Annotated in this window: 18 protein-coding genes; 9 read left to right on the top strand and 9 right to left on the bottom strand. The window is 46.8% G+C overall.

Going from position 1 to position 15,969, the window contains the following annotated elements; translation table 11 throughout:
- Positions 1–37: 37 nt before the first annotated feature.
- Complete coding sequence (locus tag D104_RS27310; protein ID WP_024023835.1) at positions 38–1,087, top strand: helix-turn-helix domain-containing protein; 1,050 nt, start codon at positions 38–40, stop codon at positions 1,085–1,087.
- Here the strand turns inward: D104_RS27310 and D104_RS27315 are convergent.
- The 5 genes from D104_RS27315 to D104_RS27335 form a co-directional block, all read right to left on the bottom strand.
- Positions 1,084–2,100 (bottom strand): alpha/beta hydrolase family protein, encoded by a 1,017-nt coding sequence (locus tag D104_RS27315; protein WP_024023836.1) that lies wholly within the window; start codon positions 2,098–2,100, stop codon positions 1,084–1,086. The genes D104_RS27310 and D104_RS27315 overlap by 4 nt on opposite strands.
- Positions 2,101–2,239: 139 nt before the next feature.
- Positions 2,240–3,523, bottom strand: coding sequence for an FtsX-like permease family protein (locus tag D104_RS27320; protein WP_024023838.1), 1,284 nt, complete (start codon positions 3,521–3,523; stop codon positions 2,240–2,242).
- Positions 3,501–4,169 (bottom strand): ABC transporter ATP-binding protein, encoded by a 669-nt coding sequence (locus D104_RS27325; RefSeq protein ID WP_051997749.1) that lies wholly within the window; start codon positions 4,167–4,169, stop codon positions 3,501–3,503. Before D104_RS27325 ends, D104_RS27320 begins: the two co-directional genes overlap by 23 nt.
- Positions 4,170–4,193: 24 nt before the next feature.
- Entirely contained in the window at positions 4,194–4,607 is a 414-nt protein-coding gene (locus D104_RS27330) for a hypothetical protein (RefSeq protein WP_024023840.1), read from the bottom strand.
- A gap of 113 nt (positions 4,608–4,720) precedes the next feature.
- On the bottom strand, positions 4,721–6,214 hold the full coding sequence (locus D104_RS27335) for an alkaline phosphatase (protein WP_024023841.1): 1,494 nt from the start codon (positions 6,212–6,214) through the stop codon (positions 4,721–4,723).
- Between the two features lie 212 nt (positions 6,215–6,426).
- Here D104_RS27335 and D104_RS27340 point away from each other — a divergent pair, with 212 nt between their 5' ends.
- Together D104_RS27340 and D104_RS36990 are read left to right on the top strand one after the other, a co-directional pair.
- Positions 6,427–6,918 carry a TlpA family protein disulfide reductase gene (locus D104_RS27340; RefSeq protein WP_024023843.1) on the top strand — a complete coding sequence of 164 codons (492 nt, stop codon included), beginning with the start codon at positions 6,427–6,429 and terminating at the stop codon, positions 6,916–6,918.
- Positions 6,919–7,007: 89 nt separating this feature from the next.
- Positions 7,008–7,580: a helix-turn-helix transcriptional regulator gene (locus D104_RS36990; protein WP_024023844.1), complete on the top strand. Its 573-nt coding sequence runs from the start codon at positions 7,008–7,010 to the stop codon at positions 7,578–7,580.
- Here the strand turns inward: D104_RS36990 and D104_RS27345 are convergent.
- From D104_RS27345 to D104_RS27355, 3 genes are all read right to left on the bottom strand, one after another.
- Positions 7,577–7,885, bottom strand: a complete 309-nt coding sequence (locus D104_RS27345; RefSeq protein ID WP_024023845.1) for a 4a-hydroxytetrahydrobiopterin dehydratase — start codon at positions 7,883–7,885, stop codon at positions 7,577–7,579. The genes D104_RS36990 and D104_RS27345 overlap by 4 nt on opposite strands.
- Before the next feature lie 139 nt (positions 7,886–8,024).
- Positions 8,025–8,447: an organic hydroperoxide resistance protein gene (locus D104_RS27350; protein ID WP_024023846.1), complete on the bottom strand. Its 423-nt coding sequence runs from the start codon at positions 8,445–8,447 to the stop codon at positions 8,025–8,027.
- A 140-nt stretch (positions 8,448–8,587) separates the two neighbouring features.
- Entirely contained in the window at positions 8,588–9,022 is a 435-nt protein-coding gene (locus D104_RS27355) for a MarR family winged helix-turn-helix transcriptional regulator (protein ID WP_024023847.1), read from the bottom strand.
- Between D104_RS27355 and D104_RS27360 the strand changes: the two genes are divergently transcribed.
- From D104_RS27360 to D104_RS27385, 6 genes are all read left to right on the top strand, one after another.
- Positions 9,021–10,121, top strand: coding sequence for a DMT family transporter (locus D104_RS27360; RefSeq protein WP_024023848.1), 1,101 nt, complete (start codon positions 9,021–9,023; stop codon positions 10,119–10,121). The two genes, D104_RS27355 and D104_RS27360, sit on opposite strands and share 2 nt — an antisense overlap.
- A gap of 9 nt (positions 10,122–10,130) precedes the next feature.
- Positions 10,131–10,424 (top strand): putative quinol monooxygenase, encoded by a 294-nt coding sequence (locus tag D104_RS27365; protein ID WP_024023849.1) that lies wholly within the window; start codon positions 10,131–10,133, stop codon positions 10,422–10,424.
- Positions 10,425–10,545: 121 nt separating this feature from the next.
- Positions 10,546–11,166, top strand: coding sequence for a glutathione S-transferase family protein (locus tag D104_RS27370; protein WP_031214757.1), 621 nt, complete (start codon positions 10,546–10,548; stop codon positions 11,164–11,166).
- 325 nt (positions 11,167–11,491) lie between these two features.
- Complete coding sequence (locus D104_RS27375) at positions 11,492–13,111, top strand: methyl-accepting chemotaxis protein (RefSeq protein WP_024023851.1); 1,620 nt, start codon at positions 11,492–11,494, stop codon at positions 13,109–13,111.
- 73 nt (positions 13,112–13,184) lie between these two features.
- Complete coding sequence (locus D104_RS27380) at positions 13,185–14,804, top strand: methyl-accepting chemotaxis protein (RefSeq protein WP_024023852.1); 1,620 nt, start codon at positions 13,185–13,187, stop codon at positions 14,802–14,804.
- 40 nt (positions 14,805–14,844) lie between these two features.
- The gene (locus tag D104_RS27385) at positions 14,845–15,357 is read left to right on the top strand and encodes an MCP four helix bundle domain-containing protein (protein WP_024023853.1); all 513 of its coding nucleotides are present in this window, start codon (positions 14,845–14,847) and stop codon (positions 15,355–15,357) included.
- A gap of 11 nt (positions 15,358–15,368) precedes the next feature.
- On the opposite strand, the gene D104_RS27390 is transcribed toward D104_RS27385, so the two are convergent.
- Complete coding sequence (locus D104_RS27390) at positions 15,369–15,833, bottom strand: OsmC family protein (RefSeq protein WP_024023854.1); 465 nt, start codon at positions 15,831–15,833, stop codon at positions 15,369–15,371.
- Between the last annotated feature and the right edge of the window lie 136 nt (positions 15,834–15,969).

The following is a 15,969-nucleotide window of genomic DNA, read 5'->3' on the forward strand; positions in this document are numbered from 1 at the left end:
AGAACAAACCCAGTCCTATTTTCAAAACGGAGCCTAAATGATCGCCATTCCTTTGCCCTTTGTGATTGCCTTACTCTTATCCATGTTGGCGGTTTTATTGTTCATTCGCCGTGAAGAAAGCACCAAATCGGCGTTTGTTTTTGTCGCCTTATGTGCCGTGACGACAACGATTGTCGGTCTGCGTTGGACCTTTGATCATTCGATCTTTCGTTTGCTACAACCTATCTTTGCGGCGTGTATTCCGGTGACGGCTTGGTATTGTTTTTCGAGCGCGCATAAACGCCAAATATTGCGTATTTGGCATTTTCTTCCACCTGTTTTTGTCGCCCTCAGCGCACTAATGTATCCATTCTGGCGACCACCATTGGACCCCATTCTGACGCTGCTGTATGTGGGTTATGGCCTTGCGCTCATACAGGCGTCGTTCAAATCCTCACGGATTCCCGAACAAGTGCGCTTGTCGGACATCAACAACGCACTCAAAGCCGAGCGCCTTGCGGGTGCGATGTTGTTATTGTCGGCGATGATTGATGGCGCTTTAGCAGTGGATTTCGCGTTATTTTCTGGCGATCATGCGCTTGTTATTTTGGCTATTGGTCATGCTGTGCTCTTGCCGATACTTGCCATCACCGTGATTATGATCAGCCTTAGCGTTGCGCCCACCGTCCATGAAACATCAAACCGTCATGACACGGAAGAAGCCATCGATATACCAAAAGACAAGCACCACCAACCTTTAACGGACGATGATGTAAAAGACATCGTGCACAAGATAGACGTGCTTCTGACGACGAAAGAAGCCTTTCTAGATCCAGATTTAACCCTTGATCGACTGGCCCGAAAAGCCGGCATTCCTGCACGCCAAATATCGGCAGCGATCAATCAAATGTATGGCCGCAATATCTCGCAAGTCGTGAACGAATACCGCATTGAACGAGCCAAAACACTGCTGCTCTCAACTGACAAAGCCATCACTCAAATCTATTTGGATTCTGGCTTTCAGACGAAATCGAACTTCCATCGAGAGTTCACCCGCGTCACACAACAAACACCGAGCGCCTTTCGGCGCGCGAGCATGAAGCGTTAAGACGTTTTGAGAAAGTGCATGATGTCCCGATACATCACTTGATGAAGTTCATCCCGAGATCGTTCATTACCGTCTTTGCAAACAATGCCATCGCCCGGCTCTTCCTCTTCAATCAACTCAATGGCGCCGGGTTTACACAACTGCATAAAGCTAAAGTGCGCGGCGTCTGGGTAGACTATGTATTGGCGATGATTTTTAGGAATATATTGGGCGAGAAAGCCAGATTCTTCCGCTTGCGGCAAATCACCAATGTCGACACCCGCCGCGAGGATCAATGTCGGCGTACTTAAAACCTGTAAACTTTGACGCGATAAACTGCGTGCTAACCCCAAGTCCAACGAGACCACTCGACGAATTCGCTCGTCTTTTAAGCTCCCTTTCGGCTCGCCAATTTGAGTGTTATCTAAGCCCAGTTCCGGCATCAAACCACACACACGAGGGCTCGCTTTCAGGCTGCATTCTTGCTTCAGCTGGTCACGATCAAATTGTGCTCCCGCTAGCAACATCACCGTCCAGCCACCCAATGAATGACCAATAGCGGTAATATTGTGAGCATCGATATTTGGCAATAAGTAAGACTCGTTTAATAACCAATCTAACAAGCGCGATACATCACCTGCACGTTTCCACCATTGCGCTGCAGCTTGTGCAGAATGATCAAAACTCGTCGTACCGGGGTGATCCAGCGATGCGACAATGTAACCTTGCTCAGCCAACCGTGTTGCGAGCCAATTTTGATTACGCCAATTGCCCCGATAACCATGCGACAATACCACCAAAGGAAACGTCCCCTTCTGCGGCGTGCCGATTCGTACCACATTGGTGCCTAAAAACGCCGGATTGTCCGCGACTCGCTCGGTTGGAAATGTGGTTTGAGAAGGATACCAAAGGCTGGTTTTTAATGGCCGATCACTGCTGGCGTACAGAATGGTTTGATCAAAACCCACCGAATACGCGGACACATTGGTCGTCCAGCAAGCAAACAACAGAATAAAACAAGCGAATCGTGTCATGACCTCTTTCCTCTTTAGATGATTGAAAAATCCACTATGAGAGAAAAAACCACACCTCGCGTCCTAGAACAGGATCGAGGACAAAAAAACGCCGCGCTTGATCACAAAAGCACGGCGTTAGGTGAAAACCTCGAAAAGGCTAAATAGATTGCATGAGTTTTTCGTTCGATACTCGATACACAAACACGGCAGGCAAGAGCGCCAGTACGCTGCCGACCAGCAAGATGGCCAAGCCAAATAACCAATCTTGTGCGCCTAATGTGGCGTTTATGTTGAACTGCACCTTGCTGCTTAACATGTGGCTGATCCATTGCACTTCGAGTGTTACCAGCAACATGCCAAACAACAAGCCAACCGCCATCAAGCTAAACACAAACAGCCACACCGACAAAAGCAAATAACCTCGGGTTGCGCCTATGGTTCGTAAAATCGCAAATTCCCGTTTAAACAAGGCAAACAACGCCGCAATGCCGAACACCAAAGACAGCATGACTAACGCTTCGCAAATGAGGGTGATTTGGCTCATTAATGCCCGCGCGTCGCCCATTAAGGCATACAACATGACCATCACTTCGGCAGGAAACACGCCTTGTGTTTCGCTGTTGCTAAAGTCGCTGCGCAGTCCATATGCACTGGCCACCGAGTTGGGTTTGACGATAAACGCGGACACGGGTTTGAAAGGGTCGTGTGCGTCGAACGTGCCAAGATGAATGGATTCTTCGTGTTCGTCATGCTCAAGACCGTCGTGATCATGCTCGTCTTCTTCATGTTCATGTTCATGCTCATGCTCGTCGTCAGCATGACCATCGCCTAAACCATGAACCGCCCAAGTGGCTTCCACTGGGACTAAAATCGCGTTGTCCCACGGCGTGCCCGTAACGGGCAATTTCTGAACGACCTGATAATCCACATGATGCGTATGAACCTCACCGTCCTCTTCGTCGTTGCTTTCCAGCATGCCGTGCTGAGGCTGGAAAACCTCATTGACTTGTAAGTCGACATTGGCGCCCACAAAGGCAGAATGCATCGTGGGGAAGTTAGCTTTTGCTCCGTACAGCGAGTCCAATAAATGCGGTGTTGTACCGACAATTGGACTGCCGTGATAACCGTCGCCCAAGACGATCGGCGCGAACCATTCGATGCGTTCGTCATCCAGTAAATCATGCCAAATGTGCGTCGGCACGGTTTCCAAAAAGCCGGTTTGCAAAAACGCAATGTCCAATACTAGGTCGACTTTGGAACCCGGTGCGCCAATGATGAGATCAAACTGATCTGAGACATTCGCACTGCTTTGTTTAATGGCGCGTTCTTGCGACAGCAGCGCCACACCGAGAGATAACGCAACACTGAACAAGGCAATAAAAATCAAACAAGGCCACGTATATTGGCGATACCAAGCTTTAAGCAGCATCCATGGATTCATGCTGGATCACTCCTCTTTCTAAATATACAGTGTATGCGGCTTGGTTAATCACTAAAGGATCATGACTCACCACAAGAACAAACTTGCCCAGCGCCGCTTGCGCTTTAAGCTGCTGAATCACAAAGTCGGCGTTTTCTTGGTCCAACGAAGCCGTCGGCTCATCGGCTAAAATAATCTCAGGATGGCCTACCAAGGCCCGAGCTAACGCAATGCGTTGTTTTTCACCACGGGAAAATTGACTGATATTTTTGTGTACGTTAGGAACACCAAATTGTTCAAGCAGCGCCAAGGCCAGCTGACGAACATCGTCGCTGATTCGCCAATGGGAAAAGCTGTGTTGCAGTAATACATTGTCTAACGCGGACAAAGAAGGAATCAGGTTAAAGTCCTGAAAAATAAAGCCAATATTTTGGCTTCTCCAGCGAGATCGAGCGGATTCATTCAGACCCTCCAGTGAGAAATCTTTCCAATAGACCTCTCCTTGAGTCGGTTTGAGTTGCCCTGAAATCGTGTGTAAAAATGTGGATTTACCCGCGCCCGACGGCCCCGCCAAAACATTAAGTTGCCCATACGGCAGCGCAACGTTATCCAGCGACAAGATCAACTGTTTATCCAGCGTCACACTTGCATTTTTTAGCTGTAACATAATCATCCTTTGAAAAAAGTCACATTATTGAGCGGTTTCAAACTCGGCATGCACCAAACGTACTTTGCTTAAAAAACCCGTATCAGGATCAACCTGTGTGCCAATTTCTAATTGTCCGGTGACATAAATAGGTTGGTTATACGGCACGACATCCACCATTTCATCGGTTTTCACCAGCATGATGTCGGTCGGCCAATCCGCCTCACTTTCGCAAAATGGGCAGTAAGACATGGGCCTTTTAGTTAACACGAAAAACGCCGCCTGCGCTTTTAGCGGTGGTGCCATGTAGCCCCGGACACGAATTTTTTGCCCTTGCTTTTCTTTTGCGATCACCGAATAGTCGCCGCCGCGCCCGTACAAATCACGAAAGTGCAATGGCTCCGCCGCGATGGCCACGCTGCCTAGGGAAAGACATAAAAACGCCAGTAATACACGCATATGGATGCTCACTAAAATGTCACGAAAACGTCATTCCGGTTTGATTTGCGTAAATGTAAAAAGGACGCAAACACGAGGTTTGCGTCCTTTCTTTACATCGTCGGTCTGTCTATTTACTTAACAAGACCCGCGGCGTAACCCATCACATGAAAGATGTAATTCTGTTCAACAGCCCCTTCCATCAGCCAAGCTTTCGGGCCGCGAGCATAAATTGCAACGTCTTCACCCGCATGGGATTCAGACGACATTGGCAATAGCGCTTGTTGGATATAATCCAGATCCGTGACATCCACGTTGGCTAGGTTTTCACGCTCGCCTTTTACCGCACCTGGGCCATTGATGTAGCTCAGGGTAGTGTAAGGTTTGCCATCGTCTGCTAGGTTTGGCTTATCAGAAGGATGCCCTTTCCCATCAACACCAACGCTCAAGCCCAAAATTGGGTTACCGCGTTTCGCATAGCCTTGCATGGTCAATGTGTGAGAATGATCCGCCGTCACAACGATCAATGTGTCTTCTTGGTATGTTTTGTCCATGGCCGCTTGAACCGCATCAGCAAAAGCAGAGCCATCTTCTAATGCACGCGCCGCGTTACCTTCATGGTGAGCGTGGTCAATACGTCCGCTTTCTACTAACAAGAAATAGCCTTTCTTGTTGTTGTCCAGAATGTCGATCGCTTTGCCTGTCATTTCCGCCAAAGAAGGCTCGCCGCCTTTGTCTTTCGCGCGGTCTGCTTCGTATTCCATGTGCGAGCTGTTAAACAAGCCCAGTACTGGGCCTGTTTTTTCTGTGTTTAACGCGTCGAAGCCTGCTTGGTTCCAGATATAAGACGCGTTTTTGTATTGGCCTACCCACTCTTTCGTTAGGTCACGACCGTCAGTACGTTTGCCCGATTTGCCTTCGCCATCTTTCATGGTTTTTGGGATGAAGTGACGACGGCCGCCACCGAACAAAACATCGACGTTCGATGTGATCGCTTGCGAGGCAATGTCTTTACAACCAGCGGCTTTTTGATCGTCTGACAATGCGCTGTCATCTTCGTAGTTACGATCGGCAGAGTGAGCGTACGCGGCAGCAGGCGTGGCGTGCGTGATGCGTGCCGTTGTGATGACACCGCTCGATTTACCCGCTTGTTCTGCCAATTCTAAAATGGTGGTGACTTCGTTTTTCAGCGCGGCTTGGCAATCGCCACGATCAACATTTTCAGAAATGCTCAGCACGCCTGCTTTGGTTTTCACTCCCGTTAAAAACGCACTTGCGGTACCGGCAGAGTCAGGCGTTTGCGCGTTTGTGTTGTAGGTTTTGGCAAGGGCAAGATTAGGGAATTGTTCGTAGCTTAAAACGTATTCTTCACCTGTCCCGCCTTCTTTCTGACCTTTATAAATACGGATCGCTGTGTTCGACGTTACGCCGTTGCCATCGCCCACAAACAAAATAACGTTTTTCGCCATGCCATTAATTCGTGGTGTGTTGAGTTTTTGTTGCAGTGTCGCTTGACCATCCTTGAACCACTGGTCATTCTTTTGAACAACATCCGCCGCCATAGCGCCACCCATAACACTGGCTGCAATCGCAGTAACCACTGATTTAGCAACTAAATTCACGTTCATATTCTTAATCCTTGAAAAGTGCGTTCGAAAAATTTAATCCACTATAGCGAGAGAAAGTGACAAACAATGGTCAGTTTCTTGTCACTTTCATGACAAACAATAGAGCAAATGATAACAAAAGGAGAGATAAGAATTGTTCGATATTTAACCGGTCACGATTTTGTCATAGAGGAAAAATACAATGAGTACATTGACACCAACGAACTCCTGCCATGATTAATCACCTTAAGCCATTGTGGTTTTGCCTGACGCTTGCTTGCTCACCTTTTGTAACGGCGGATTGGCAAAATAAAATCGCACCCAAGATAACGGGGACTGATCTCCAGCAGCAGACCAAAATTTCGTTAAAAGACTACGCGGGAAAGACCATTCTTCTCGATTTCTGGGCATCATGGTGCGCACCTTGTCGGCAATCTTTGCCTGAGTTAAACCGGCTGCAAAAAGAGCTAATCGAGCATGATTTTGTCGTTATCGCCGTCAATCTGGACGAAAACATCGAAGATGCACGCCGTTTTCTTAGGCAATTTCCTGTGCAATATCCTATTCTAATAAGAGTAGCGTCATCTCAAATCGAGCCCTATCAGATAGAAGGCTTGCCTGTTTCATACCTTATTGATAACAAAGGAAAAGTTGTCACTCGTTTTTTAGGATTTAAGAAACACCATTTGAAACAAATCAAAAAATACGTATTACAAAACCCATAAAAAAAATACTGTTACTTATCTGTCATATTAACTTTGTACCCTTATTCCATACTTACGTATTTTCTTAAAAACGATTGGAGGCGATAAGAATGAAAATGAAAGGACAATTAGATAGTGCTCAGCCGATGAAAAAGCATAAGGCTAAATCAAAGAAACAAGCACTCAAAAAGAAAAAACAAGCTAAGCTAGAAGCGAAAAAAGACGCCAAAGAAAAGAAAAGCGTGGAGCCCTCGGCTCAGGTCGCAGAAAAACGGGTGACCGCGCCGCTTAAACCCGCAGCCCCCCTTAGAAACGTACCAACAGCGCTAACCAAAACCGCGCCGACAACGTCTGGCACCAGTCGACAACGTGCATCAAAAAGCCTTGTTCCGATGACGAAAGACGAGCAACTGATCGCGGTTAATCAGGTCATCAAACGCCTGTTATTGGATGAAATATCGCAAGGCGATGCGCTGCGTGAATTGCGGGTAAAAGTATTGGGGCTCAGACAAGAAGCCTACACCGCATTAACGGGAGTTTCCCGTAAAACCCTATCTGAAATTGAAAACGACAAAGGCAATTACACACCAGAAATCATCAACAAGGTGTTTCAGCCGTTCAATTTGAAAATTGGGCTCGTTCCGACGTCCAGTCAGCTGTTGGTGGCGATTCTCAGCAACTAAAGGCGTGATGCCAATAAGTCCATTTGCGTGGCGAGCGCAAAATCTTTGCGAGAAATCCCCGACACATCGTGGGTTGTTAGCTGGATTTTTACAGTGCTGTAAACATTGAACCATTCTGGGTGATGGTCTTGTTTTTCAGCACACAAAGCGCACATAGTCATGAAACCAAACGCGTGTTGAAAGTCTTTAAATTTAAATGTCTTACTGAGTTTTTCGTCCTCGATCGACCAGTTATGTGACGTTTCTGTATTTAATTGCTTGAGTGCTTGCTCTATTTCATGCGGTTCGAGCTTTCGATGTGTCATGCAGATTCACCTCTTTCAATATCATACGAAGCCTGAGTGTAGTCGGTTCATGCATTGATTCACATGAAACGAAAAAAATCCTCCCGGCACATCGTGCCAAGAGGATTTTTAAACATCTTATAACCAACGCCAAACGTGATTATTTAATGGAGAAATTCACGTCAATGTTGCCACGAGTTGCGTTTGAATAGGGGCAAACCTTGTGAGCGGCTTTGACCAGTTGCTCTACCACGCTGGCGTCTAGGCCAGGGATATTCACGTCCAAATCGGCGCTGATGGTAAAGCCTTCACCCTTTGTGTTTGGGCCAATGCCAATGGTCGCTGTCACATTCACGTCTGCTGGCAGTTTTACTTTCTGTTGTGACGCTACCAACTTCAATGCGCCGATAAAGCAGGCTGAATAACCAGCGGCAAAAAGCTGTTCTGGATTGGTGCCTTCACCACCCGCGCCGCCCAATTCTTTTGGCGTGCTTAGGGAAAGATCCAATTTGTTATCAGATGAAACGGAACGACCATCGCGGCCGCCAGTGGATGTTGCTGTTGCGCTGTAAATTGCTTGCATGATTGATTCCTTAATTTTGTGATGAATGATTGAGAGAAATACACCATATAGTTATCGCGATAACTATATGGTTAAATAAAAGCTCAGTTGTCCTGAGCTGTTGGATTTATATTATTGCAATAACCATTATCGCGCAAGCATTATTTAATGAGTTTTGTTCTTAATTTCACCAGTTGCTCACGCAAGGCCACCACTTCTTCCAAATCAATCCCGCAGGCTTCGGCAACGCAGCGGTTTACATTCAAGCCTTGTTCTCGCAGTTGTCGACCTTTTTCGGTCAAGGCAATGCTCAGGCTGCGGTCGTCTTCGACACCACGTAAGCGCTGTACCAAACCATCGACTTCCATACGTTTAATCACAGGCGTGAGCGCCCCAGATTTCTGCCCAAGCGCATCGCCAATGTGCTTCAAACTCACGCCGTCTTGTTCCCATAAAATCAACATAACCGTGTATTGCGGATACGTGAGTCCGATCTCGGAAAGCGGTTCTTTGTAAAATTGCGTCATGGCCAACGACGTCGAATACAAGGCAAAACACAGTTGGTTGTCGAGCAATAAAGGGTTATTTGATTTCATGGACTCTCATCTCTTGGCGCAAACCGTTATGGCGATAATGGTTCAGTATTTTACACACTTACCGTCCTTACGACATCAAAAGAGCGGTCTTGATTTAACACCTCTGCTACTATTGAGTTCGACACAAAACGGCTTTATTGATAATTGGAATATAGGGTTTACCATGCAGCGTTCAAGCACAACCACCGGCACCATTGAACTCGTAATTGCCATGATATTGTCCGGCACCATCGGTTATTTTGTTATCAGTTCAGGGCAGGCATTTTGGAATGTGGTGTTTTTTCGCTGCGTCATTGGCGCTGTCATTTTAGGCGGGTACGCGTATTATTCTGGGCTCATTCGTCGTGAGTTTTTCCAACGCAGCGTCTTGTTAATGATCATTTTAGGCGGCGTAACATTGGTCGGGAATTGGGTATTTCTTTTTGCCTCGTTCAACTACATTCCGTTTTCCATCGCCACCGTGGCGTATCACATGCAGCCGCTGTTTTTGGTACTGACAGGCGCATTGTTAACTCGCGAAAAATTGTCTGGTTCCTTATTGTTCTGGTTGGCGTTGGCGTTTGCTGGGCTGTTCTTAATTGTCGAATTGGACGTGAATGAAATCGCCGCGCTTTTCTCGGACGATGAAAATCACGCCTCAGAACCTTCCGCTCTGATCGGCTTGTTACTCGCCTTGGGCGCGGCCATGCTGTACACGGTAACCACGCTTGTCACGAAAAAAGTCAGTCAAGTGCCTTCCACTTTTGTGGCCTTGGTTCAGGTGATTGTCGGCATTTTCATGCTCTTGCCCTTCGCGGATTTTGACAGCTTACCCAAACAAACCAGCCAATGGATCGACCTCTTGCTTCTTGGCGCCGTGCTCACCGGATTCATGTACATCATCATGTACGACAGTTTTCAAAAATTGCCCACCAGCTTGATTGCCTTACTGTCGTTTATTTATCCGATCACCGCGTTGTTTGTCGACCATTTTGCCTTTTCGACGCACATCAGCCTAACCCAAATACTCGGCGTGATACTGATATTGCTCGCGGTCAGCGCGGTGAAATTTAACTGGTCCTTGTCACTCACCAAAAATGCCAATAGCAAGGCGAAATAGGAGAGATTGATGTCACAAGTTATCCTAAGCGGCCACATTGAAGTACCAATGGAAGATCTCTACGCGGTGCTCGCTGAGCTACCCAATCACATCACGTTGACACAGCAAGAAGCGGGCTGCATCACTTTCACTGTGACCCGAGATTCAAACAATCCACAACGCTTCGATGTGTACGAAGAGTTTATCGACAAGACCGCATTTGAGAAGCATCAAGCCAGAGTGAAAGCGTCTCATTGGGGTAACGTGACGAAAAAGGTTGCACGGTTTTATACGGTGACAGGCGGCGAATCAGGCATTCATTAAAATCATGCGTTTGATCCATCAAGATTGCTAACACCTGCCATCAATTAATTTGGCTTTTTTCTCAGCGCATACTACGAGAAGATCATCAAGCGCGTTTATTCCATAAGATCACAAGGAGCTGATGATGATTCTGCACGATTTTTTGCCTTCCGGTAACGGTTATAAAATCCGTTTGTTGTGTGCTTTTTTAGGTTTGAAAGTCACGTTAAAAGAATACGACATCACAAAAGGTGAAACACACACTGACGCTTTTTTGGCGATGAATCCAAGCGGTAAGATTCCGGTTCTAGAGCTGGATAATGGACAATGTTTGAGCGAAAGCAACGCGGTGCTTTTGTATTTGGCAGAAGCGCATCAATCCCCGTTATTACCAACCGACCTAATCCAAAAAGCCAAGGTGCATCAATGGTTATTTTGGGAGCAATACAGCCACGAACCCAACATTGCGTCGCCACGCTTTTGGCTGACACACAACGCCATGAACGATCTGAAAAAACAAATGCTGCCAGATCGAATTCAGCAAGGTAACGCTGCGCTAAAACAAATGAATGACGCCTTGTGTTCACAGAATTTTTTAACTGGGAACACTCTCACGCTGGCGGACATTTGTTTGTTCCCTTACACCCATGAGGCAGAAGAAGGCGGAGCATATGACTTATCAGATTACCCGCATATTCAACGCTGGATCCGAACAATCGAAGCGTTAAATGGGTACATTTCTATTTCTCAAAAAAAATTTTAATCCGTCAATAAAGCCTCTTTTTCATCACGTTTTTCCTCTGTATCTGGCGTGGTGGCGCTGCTCCGGTTGCCTATAACCGCAAGGCATCACATCGTTTTTTTGCTTCGCCTCACTCCATAAATTGACGCCGTTTATTCCCTGAAAAAAATTAACCACCCGGTCAATAAATCTTTACAAACCGCCTTGCGAATTCTGAAATCTGGTGCCATTTTTAATACAGCAGCTATTGTCTTATCCATTATTTTCTCGGTTAAAAGACTGATTTATAGCAAAGGAAAGCGTGTTATTTTGAAATGCAAAACGTCTTATAAATCAGGAACAGATTATGGGTATATTTCAAACAATAAGAGGACGCTACACTGTTGCCTTTGGCAGCTTAGCCGTTATATTTTTGGTCGTTGTGATTGCCGCAGAAGCGCTAGTGGGTTATCTCCAAAACAGCATAGGCAAATACGCTCACGGCACCTCCTTAGTACAAAACGCAGACAGAGACCTTTATCAGTCCCGCTTGGCCTTGGCCTCACTGGTCTTTGCAAAAGAAGTGTTATCAGACTCATCTCTTGAAAAAAACGTGTTATCCAATGCTCAACAAGCCCATGACAGAATGCAGGAGTTTCGTAGACTGACAACGGATATACCTGAAATCAAAGATTTTTTAGTTGATTTTGATGTCAACTTTGAGAGTTGGCACTCACGAAGCCTTGAAATAGTTGAAGAAGTCAAACAAGGTAATCATAACGCCGCTATGGTTCGATTCATCGGCGCAAACCAAACGCATTTTATTAACTTACGAACCTTATACGATCATTCTGAAGAGCTCATTGCGCTCCATGCCGCACATGAAAAAGAAAGAATTGACCTTTATGCCAACGAATTCAAAATCATCGTCGCCATTCTGGCGGTCATTGTTCTCATTGCCAGTGTTTCTCTGGCGTGGTTTGCGCCGCGTAATATTTCAAACGCCATTAAACGTGTCACCCACGGCGTCCACCAAATTAGCGCTGGCGATGGTGATTTGACTCGCCGCATTAACAGCACGAAAAAAGATGAAACCGGCGACTTAAGCCGCGAACTGGATGGTTTCGTGGGTCGACTTGGTGGCTTAATTGGCGAAGTTCGTAATGGCTGTGTGCACATTCGACAAGAAATGCACGACTTAGGGGAATCCGCCACTGAATCGGCAACGTTAAGTGAGCGTCAGCATCAATCTCTCGACTTTATTGTTACCGCGGTGGAAGAAATGGGCGGCGCAACCCGTGAAGTCGCGCAAAACGCGGCCAGTACAGTAGATGAAGTCGAATCGCTCAGTCATTCCGCAGACGAAGGCGTTGCTCAGCTCGAAAAAGCCATTCATCAACTGGATACGCTTGCGAAGCAGATCAACAATGCCGCGTCGGTGATCGCTCAGTTATCTGAACGCTCCGACAAAATTGCCTCCGTTTTGGACGTCATTCTTGGTATTTCAGAACAAACCAATTTATTGGCACTCAACGCGGCCATTGAAGCGGCCAGGGCAGGCGAACAAGGCCGAGGCTTTGCCGTGGTTGCCGATGAAGTGCGCGAGTTAGCCAGCAAAACTCAAGCGTCCACAGAAGACATTCAAAAAATGATCAACGACCTGCAATCTGGTGTGAGTAATGCGGTGACGGCCATCACGGAAAGCGTCAACATGGCCGGTTCCAGTGTCTCTTTGTCACAAAAAACCATGGAGTCCATTACGCTGGTAAAAGAGTCCGCGGGACGCATTTATGACTTTACCGCTCAAACAGCGAGCGCAACAGAGGAACAAAGTAAGGTAACCGATGAAATTAATGAGAATCTCTCTAGCTTGTCTTCAATGTCTAAAGAAGTATTAGAAATTTCTCGACGCATCAGTCATTCCGTTCAAGAAACACTGGTCAATTCGGATGAATTGGCCAATCAGGTAAAACGCTTCACTGTATAAAAATAATCATGTAAGCGCATCTTGGTTAATGCATAAATATTAACGTTACATAATAGGATTTAGTGAGGTTTTTATGAAAGTACTGCAGACCATTCGAGGTCGATATACTTTGGCGTTTGGTGCTTTGACGTTGATTTTTTTGAGCGTAGTTATCTCGACGGAATCACTCGTGAGTTTTTTACAAAACAGCATAGGGAAATATTCACAAGGAACCTCGCTTATACAAAATGCAGACAGAGATCTGTACCAATCACGCTTGGCGTTGGCGTCGTTGGTGTTTGAGCAAGAGGGAGGTATCAATGCAGAAATGGAAGCGGCGGTATTATCCAATGCGCAACAAGCGCTCGAGCGGATGCAGGCATTTCGTAAGCTGACCAATGACATTCCTGAAATAAAAGAGTTTCTCACAGACTTTGATGTCAACTTTGAAAGCTGGCACCGTCGCAGTCTCGACGTACTCGACACCATAAAACAAGGCCATCACAATGCCGCGATGATCCGTTTTATTGGGGCGAATCAAACGGATTTTATTAATTTACGCGCCTTGTACGATCATTCCGAAGAACTGATCGAAAAATACGCAACGCTCGAAAAACACAGCATTGACAGCTACGCCGACACCTTCAAAAGTGTGGTGGCGGTGCTGGCTGTTGTGGTGCTCATTAGCAGCGTTGCATTGGCTTGGTTTGCGCCGCGAAACATCTCGAACGCCATCAAAAAAGTGACTTATGGCGTACGCCAAGTCAGTTCTGGCGACGGAGATTTAACCCGTAAAATCAACAGCACCAAACAGGATGAAACGGGTGAGCTGAGCCGAGAATTAGACGGTTTGGTATCTCGGCTTGGTGGTTTGATTCGAGAAGTCCGCAATGGCTGCGAGCACATTCGACAAGAAATGCATGAACTCGGTGACGCAGCGACGCAATCGGAAGCCTTAAGCCAACGTCAGCATCAAGCGCTCGACTTTGTGGTCACCGCGGTCGAAGAAATGGGAGGCGCCACGCGCGATGTTGCCCAGAACGCCGCTCATACAGTAGAAGAAGTCAGCGCTCTTAACCACTCTGCCGACAATGGCGTCAAGCAGTTGGACAGTGCCATCATTCAACTGCAAAGTCTGGCAGAACAAATCGATAACGCCGCGCAGGTGATTGATAAGCTTTCGGATCGGTCTAACAACATCGCCTCTGTTCTCGACGTCATTCTTGGCATTTCTGAACAAACCAATCTGCTGGCGTTGAACGCGGCCATTGAAGCCGCAAGAGCGGGCGAACAAGGCCGAGGCTTTGCCGTGGTCGCCGACGAAGTTCGTGAATTGGCCAGTAAAACCCAAGCATCGACCGAAGACATTCAAGAAATGATATCGGGGCTTCAAGCTGGCGTAAACAATGCGGTGTCCGCCATTACTGAAAGCGTCAAAATGGCAAACAACAGTGTCTCACTTTCACAAGAAACCATGCAGTCTATCGAGGTCGTCAAAAAATCGGCTGGTCGCATTTATGACTTCACCGCTCAAACCGCCAGCGCAACGGAGCAACAAAGCAAAGTCACCGATGAAATCAACGAAAATCTGTCTAGCTTGTCAACGATGTCAAAAGAGGTTTTAGACATTTCAAGAAGCATCAGTCATTCGGTTCAAGAAACGCTGTCCAACTCAGACGAATTGGCCAATCAAGTAAAACGCTTCACTGTATGACGATTGACCACGAGTTTAATGACAAATTAGGGTGATTTTCATGAAGGGAAGACACACTTACACGCTAAGGTTGAGCGCTTTAGTATTGCTTCTGCTGTGTGTCGTTGTTTCCATTGACCCCGCTGTGGATAGATTGCACCGCTACTTGAGCAAGCATACAACCGCAGCGACGCTTCTTCATAATGCAGACAGAGACTTGTATCAATCCCGTTTGGCGTTAGCGTCTCTGGTTTTCAGCCATGATGTTTTGATCAACCAAGCCGCGGAAGGTGAAATGCTGTCGAACGCCAAACAAGCGTATGACGGCATGATACAGTTTCAGGCTCTGACTCAGGATCGACCAGAAATCACCTCGACTTTAGAAAGCTTCGAGCACACGTTTAGTAACTGGAGCACGGAAAATCAAACCATAATCACCCTGCTAAAAACAGGACAGACGAGTCAAGCAGAGACCGTGTTTCTTGGCAGTAACGAGGTCAATTTCACCTCGTTACGCGGTCTCTATGATCATTCCGAAGCGCTCATCAGCGATGAGATTCCATCAAATAAATAAGCCATTTTTCATCAACAGTAACGCTCATCCACACGGACATGTGTCAGAACGGAATTGGCAATAAAACACGCGTCATGGGATTCATGATGCAGCGCTTTTAACACTGCTGGACTGGGCCTTTCTCCTGCAAACGTTACACTCGGCCTCAATATCACTTCCGTCATCATGTTTTTGCCATTGGGACCCATCGCCAACGTACCAATGGCGTTGTCTGTGTACTGTTCGACGATGAGTTTTTTACGCGAAGCAAAGTCCAAGAAAAACAGCATGTGACAGCTAGAAAGAGACGCGACAAACGCCTCTTCCGGATCAACATTGTCCGCAACCGACATGGGCAAAGGAACAATATGAGGCGATGACGACGCGGGGACAATGACGCCGCCGCTAAACCGCCATTCATGGGCTCGACTGTACTGTCGACCCAAGAAATCCTGCGACCCACGTTTCCACTCAATAACGGCGCTGTATTCGGACATGTTCTTTTTCTCCTTTCTGTTTAACGCGATGGCGAGCACGTAACAAAACGCAAGCCAGCACAATGACATAACACGCTACGCCACTCACTTTATGCCACTAATAAGCGTTTCACTAATACAAACGTGAAAATTCCCC

It is taken from the genome of Marinomonas profundimaris (genome assembly GCF_000508165.1).
GTDB classification, from domain to species: domain Bacteria; phylum Pseudomonadota; class Gammaproteobacteria; order Pseudomonadales; family Marinomonadaceae; genus Marinomonas; species Marinomonas profundimaris.

What these genes read in the sequence shown, in the direction of transcription:
- D104_RS27370 (WP_031214757.1), top strand. Translation starts at nt 10,546, where the DNA reads ATGATGATTCTGCACGATTTTTTGCCTTCCGGTAACGGTTATAAAATC.
- D104_RS27315 (WP_024023836.1), bottom strand. Translation starts at nt 2,100, where the DNA reads ATGACACGATTCGCTTGTTTTATTCTGTTGTTTGCTTGCTGGACGACC.
- D104_RS27335 (WP_024023841.1), bottom strand. Translation starts at nt 6,214, where the DNA reads ATGAACGTGAATTTAGTTGCTAAATCAGTGGTTACTGCGATTGCAGCC.
- D104_RS27360 (WP_024023848.1), top strand. Translation starts at nt 9,021, where the DNA reads ATGGACTCTCATCTCTTGGCGCAAACCGTTATGGCGATAATGGTTCAG.
- D104_RS27350 (WP_024023846.1), bottom strand. Translation starts at nt 8,447, where the DNA reads ATGCAAGCAATTTACAGCGCAACAGCAACATCCACTGGCGGCCGCGAT.
- D104_RS27390 (WP_024023854.1), bottom strand. Translation starts at nt 15,833, where the DNA reads ATGTCCGAATACAGCGCCGTTATTGAGTGGAAACGTGGGTCGCAGGAT.
- D104_RS27320 (WP_024023838.1), bottom strand. Translation starts at nt 3,523, where the DNA reads ATGAATCCATGGATGCTGCTTAAAGCTTGGTATCGCCAATATACGTGG.
- D104_RS27330 (WP_024023840.1), bottom strand. Translation starts at nt 4,607, where the DNA reads ATGCGTGTATTACTGGCGTTTTTATGTCTTTCCCTAGGCAGCGTGGCC.
- D104_RS27380 (WP_024023852.1), top strand. Translation starts at nt 13,185, where the DNA reads ATGAAAGTACTGCAGACCATTCGAGGTCGATATACTTTGGCGTTTGGT.
- D104_RS27345 (WP_024023845.1), bottom strand. Translation starts at nt 7,885, where the DNA reads ATGACACATCGAAAGCTCGAACCGCATGAAATAGAGCAAGCACTCAAG.
- D104_RS27355 (WP_024023847.1), bottom strand. Translation starts at nt 9,022, where the DNA reads ATGAAATCAAATAACCCTTTATTGCTCGACAACCAACTGTGTTTTGCC.
- D104_RS27325 (WP_051997749.1), bottom strand. Translation starts at nt 4,169, where the DNA reads ATGTTACAGCTAAAAAATGCAAGTGTGACGCTGGATAAACAGTTGATC.
- D104_RS36990 (WP_024023844.1), top strand. Translation starts at nt 7,008, where the DNA reads ATGAAAATGAAAGGACAATTAGATAGTGCTCAGCCGATGAAAAAGCAT.
- D104_RS27340 (WP_024023843.1), top strand. Translation starts at nt 6,427, where the DNA reads ATGATTAATCACCTTAAGCCATTGTGGTTTTGCCTGACGCTTGCTTGC.
- D104_RS27385 (WP_024023853.1), top strand. Translation starts at nt 14,845, where the DNA reads ATGAAGGGAAGACACACTTACACGCTAAGGTTGAGCGCTTTAGTATTG.
- D104_RS27365 (WP_024023849.1), top strand. Translation starts at nt 10,131, where the DNA reads ATGTCACAAGTTATCCTAAGCGGCCACATTGAAGTACCAATGGAAGAT.
- D104_RS27310 (WP_024023835.1), top strand. Translation starts at nt 38, where the DNA reads ATGATCGCCATTCCTTTGCCCTTTGTGATTGCCTTACTCTTATCCATG.
- D104_RS27375 (WP_024023851.1), top strand. Translation starts at nt 11,492, where the DNA reads ATGGGTATATTTCAAACAATAAGAGGACGCTACACTGTTGCCTTTGGC.